The 4,133-nt window shown below is 38.5% G+C and carries 5 protein-coding genes; 1 reads left to right on the plus strand and 4 read right to left on the minus strand.

Annotated features, from left to right (window positions below):
• From ACP5S8_RS07785 to tkt, 4 genes are all read right to left on the minus strand, one after another.
• Positions 1-199, minus strand: a 199-nt coding sequence (locus ACP5S8_RS07785) for a hypothetical protein (RefSeq protein WP_461876384.1), incomplete at its 3' end; no start/stop codon positions are given.
• A gap of 70 nt (positions 200-269) precedes the next feature.
• Positions 270-1,088, minus strand: coding sequence for a glycosyltransferase family 2 protein (locus ACP5S8_RS07790; protein ID WP_461876385.1), 819 nt, complete (start codon positions 1,086-1,088; stop codon positions 270-272).
• The gene (gene hslV / locus ACP5S8_RS07795; protein ID WP_461871193.1) at positions 1,085-1,633 is read right to left on the minus strand and encodes an ATP-dependent protease subunit HslV; all 549 of its coding nucleotides are present in this window, start codon (positions 1,631-1,633) and stop codon (positions 1,085-1,087) included. Before hslV ends, ACP5S8_RS07790 begins: the two co-directional genes overlap by 4 nt.
• Positions 1,624-3,588: a transketolase gene (tkt, locus tag ACP5S8_RS07800; protein WP_461876386.1), complete on the minus strand. Its 1,965-nt coding sequence runs from the start codon at positions 3,586-3,588 to the stop codon at positions 1,624-1,626. The genes hslV and tkt overlap by 10 nt, the downstream gene beginning before the upstream one ends.
• A 225-nt stretch (positions 3,589-3,813) precedes the next feature.
• On the opposite strand from tkt, the gene ACP5S8_RS07805 reads away from it, so the two are divergent.
• Complete coding sequence (locus ACP5S8_RS07805) at positions 3,814-4,068, plus strand: hypothetical protein (protein ID WP_461876388.1); 255 nt, start codon at positions 3,814-3,816, stop codon at positions 4,066-4,068.
• Positions 4,069-4,133 lie beyond the last annotated feature (65 nt).

Here is a 4,133-nt window from a genome sequence, read left to right on the forward strand (position 1 = left end):
GGTTTATCTCTATATCTTCCATTATCTCATCTATGTTGATTTCATTTAGGTCTTCCATTGTCCATTCTTCTATATCTTGGGCAGATACATCTTTTGCGGTTTTCCACTCTTTTAGCAAAGATAAAGCGTTTTCTAAGACTGTCCTTATCTTTAAAAGGTCCAACTTTTCTCTTGCGCCCGAACGTTTAATAACTTCCATGGTGTAACCTCCTAAACTTTTAATTTAAATATAAAAGAAATTTGTTGTTTTAAAAGCCTAAAAATATTCACTATACTTTTGGTATTCTTTTTATTATATTCCAAAGTCTTCTCATATCTAAAGCTTTTGGATTCTGTTTTAGGGCTTTTGTTAAAAACTCAAAACCTAAAGATTTCTCTTTGAACCTAAAAGCAGTTTCAGATATGCTAAGATACATATTGGCATCGGCTATATCTTTGTGCATCTCGTACACCTTCATTGTATAATAAAAATACTCTTTTGACCGGCTTGTCCTTTTTCCATGTTCTCTTATACCCACCGTATTTTTGTCTATAAGTCCTATGCTAAGCCCTTCTTTGTAGTATCTTAAAAAAAGCTCCCAGTCTTCTCTTTGGTGAAGGTTTTCGTTAAAACCAAGAAAACTTTCTTTTCTTACCATGATCCCAGATGGATATCCTACCATTCCTCCAAGAATCATACTTTTTAAATCTTTATAAGGCTTTTTTGATACTCTTATTATTTTGCCTTCTTCATCTATAAAAGTCCTTGGTATAGAATAAACCAAATCTTCATCTTTTTTTGATAGCTCTTCAAGGTGGTTTGGGAAATATACATCGTCTGCGTCTAAGAAAGCTACAAAATCACAAGCGCTTTCTTTTACCCCTAAGTTTCTTGAATAGCTTCTTCCTTTGTTCTTTTCGTTTGTCAAAAGCCTGAAATCAAAAGGTAGTTTTATATCTTTTAAAATCTCTTTTGTGTTGTCAGAGGACCCATCGTCTATTACTATAAGCTCCTTTGGAAGGTATGTTTGATTTTTCACAGAGTCTATGGCTTTTAGTAAAAATTTAGAAGCGTTGTAGGATGGTATAACTACGCTTATGCATTTCACAATACTTCTATGCTAAAATGCTTGTTGGTATAAACGCATATATCTGATGCTATATCAAGAGATATTTTTACTATGTCTTCGGCGCTTTTGTCGGTGTGATAGTATAGAGCTTTAGCGGCGCTTCTTGCAAAATCACCGCCAGACCCGGTGGCTAAGATGGGTTCATCCGGTTCTATCACATCTCCGTTGCCCGATAGCAAAAACATGCTTTCCTTGTCGCAAGCTATCAATACCGCTTCCAACCTTCTTAAGTATCTGTCTGTGCGCCATTCTTTGGCAAGCTCCACAGATGCTCTTGCTAAGTTTCCTCTGTGTTCATCGAGCTTTGATTCAAGCCTTTCCATGAGCGCCAATCCATCTGCAGCCCCGCCTGCAAAACCCACAAGCACCGTCCCTTTGTGAAGCCTTCTAATCTTTTTCGCCCCGTGTTTTAAGATTTGTGAACCAAGCGTTACCTGTCCATCGCTTCCTATGGCGGTTTTGCCATCTTTTCTAACGGCTATTACGGTGGTTGCGTGAAGGTTTAATTTTTCTTCTAAAGCCATCTTTCTTTTACCTTTTGGTATATGTAGTCTTCGTCAAAACCAAAGTGCTTCATAACATCTGGACCTTTTCCAGATTTGCCAAAGGTTTCCATAGATACTATAAGAGCGTCTTTGTTTACATACTTATACCAGATGTCTCCTTTGGCAGCCTCTATCACTATATGTTTTGTGGTTTTTGGAATAACCTCGTTTTTATAAGCTTCATCTTGCATTTCAAAAAGCTCTAAACAAGGAGCGCTTACTACAGAAGACTGTATGCCATCTTCAGCGAGCTTGTCTTGAAGGGCTAAAGCAAGACCTACTTCAGATCCTGAGGCTATTATTGTAAATTCTTGATTTGGAGCACCAGAGAGCACATATGCCCCGTATTTTGCCATATTTTCCTTTGCATACTTTGTTCTATCTAAGGTTTTTAGCTTTTGGCGAGATAGTATAAGAGCTACTGGGCCGTCTTTTCTTCTTAGGGCTAATTCCCAACAGTAGGCGGTCTCGTTGGCATCGCAAGGGCGCATTACCCATAGGTTTGGTATAAGCCTCAAAGAAGGTATATGTTCTACGGGTTGATGCGTGGGTCCGTCTTCTCCTACGCCTATGGAATCGTGGGTGAATATGTATATTACGTGCAATTTTGAAAGAGCAGCTACTCTTATGCTGGGTCTCATGTAATCCGAAAATACCAAAAACGTGGCTGCATATGGGGTTATGATGCCTCCGTAAGCCATGCCGTTGGCTATAGCTCCCATCGCATGTTCTCTTATGCCAAAATGTATATTTCTTCCGTAGTAATTTGTGGCTTCAAAGTCTCCTTCGTTGTGAATATAGGTGTTGTTTGATTCGTGTAAGTCAGCAGAACCTCCAAAAAGCGTTGGCATATATGGGGCGATTGCATTTAATACCTTGCCGGAGGCTTGCCTTGTAGCCATATCTTCTGTAAACCTTGGTATATGGGATATCACGTTTTCTAAATCTATATTTCTTGACAATATATCTACGACATCTTTATGGGTTTCTTTGTATTTTGACAACTTTTCTTGCCATTTTTGCTCTAGGGCTTTACCTTCTTCTACCTTTCTTCTTGTGTAATCCAACACTTCTTGGGGTATGTGGAAAGGTTCGTAGGGCCAGTTTAAAGTTTCCCTAAGCTTTGCCACGGCCTCTTTTCCAAGAGGAGCTCCGTGTGCTTCGGCGCTGTCTTGTTTTACGCTTTTATAACCTATATGAGTTCTCACAGATAAAAATACTGGTTTTGTTTGATTTATTAGAAGTTCTCTTATAGTGTTCTCTAAAAGCCCAAGATTGTATCCATCTTCTATGTGCCTTACTGTAAAACCGGCGTTTTCGAAGCGCTTTAATACATCTTCACTCCAAGCTAAGCTTGTATCTCCATCTATGGTTATATGATTGTTGTCCCAGATAATAAATAGATTATCAAGACAAAGGTGTCCTGCTAAAGCTGCTGCTTCGTAGGATACACCTTCCATCAGGTCTCCATCTCCTACCATGCAAAAGACTTTGTAGTCTATTATGGGTTCATCAAGCTTGTTGCATATGGCACTAAGATGTTTTTGTTCTATGGCCATGCCTACGGCGTTTGCTATGCCTTGGCCAAGAGGCCCTGTGGTAGCTTCTACCCCTTTTGTAAGAAAGCTCTCTGGGTGCCCTGGCGTTTTGCTTCCTAATTGTCTAAAGTTTTTTATATCTTCAAGGGTTAGATCAAATCCGTAAAGGTATAGAAGGGAATACAAGAGCATGGAACCATGTCCGTTTGACAATACAAATCTATCTCTGTTTACCCATTTAGGGTTTTCTGGGTTGTATTTTAAAATCCTATCAAAAAGAATATATCCTATGTGAGCTGTGCCAAGAGGCATGCCTGGATGTCCTGAGTTCGCCTTTTCTATTGCATCCACGCTTAAAAATCTAATGCTGTTTATTACAAGTTCATCTATGTTCATACTTCTTATTATAAACCAATTTTTTTTCCTACAAGCTTTTAAACAAGATATTAAAAATAATATTATTTTGCTAAGAAAAGTTAGGCTTTGATTATAAGTAGCGGTGGAGGTTATAAAATGTGTAAAGTAAATATAATTTGATATTTTTATAAAAATTTTATTTTTTCATTACAATTTCACTTGACTATTTTATATTTTTTTTATCTTTAAAAGGAGGTAAGCGTTATGAGAAACCTTATCGTATCTGCACCAAGGCTTTTGGCTCTTTTAGGGGCTGTAGTGTTTGTAGGGGCAAATATGCCAAGCCATGCTGAAGCGTTGTCCCAGCATACTGTAGTGGGCACGTCTGTTAAATCTACCCAGTCTTATCTGGGTGATCGTGGTAGACTTGTTGCTGAGGATAATGGGCAACAAAATTCTGAAGATAACTCAAACAACTCTTCAGATTCAAACGACTCTTCAGATTCAAACGACGAATAATGTGTGAAGGTACTCTCTGGCAGGGCGCGTTCCTGCTGGGGCTTTAAAATAAAAAGACTAGGAGG

Origin of the sequence: Hydrogenobaculum sp. (assembly GCF_049967395.1) — a bacterium.
In the GTDB taxonomy this organism is placed as follows: Bacteria; Aquificota; Aquificia; order Aquificales; family Aquificaceae; genus Hydrogenobaculum.

Excerpts from the sequence above, each read along its gene's own strand:
- hslV (WP_461871193.1), bottom strand. The coding sequence starts at position 1,633 with ATGGCTTTAGAAGAAAAATTAAACCTTCACGCAACCACCGTAATAGCC.
- ACP5S8_RS07805 (WP_461876388.1), top strand. The coding sequence starts at position 3,814 with ATGAGAAACCTTATCGTATCTGCACCAAGGCTTTTGGCTCTTTTAGGG.
- tkt (WP_461876386.1), bottom strand. The coding sequence starts at position 3,588 with ATGAACATAGATGAACTTGTAATAAACAGCATTAGATTTTTAAGCGTG.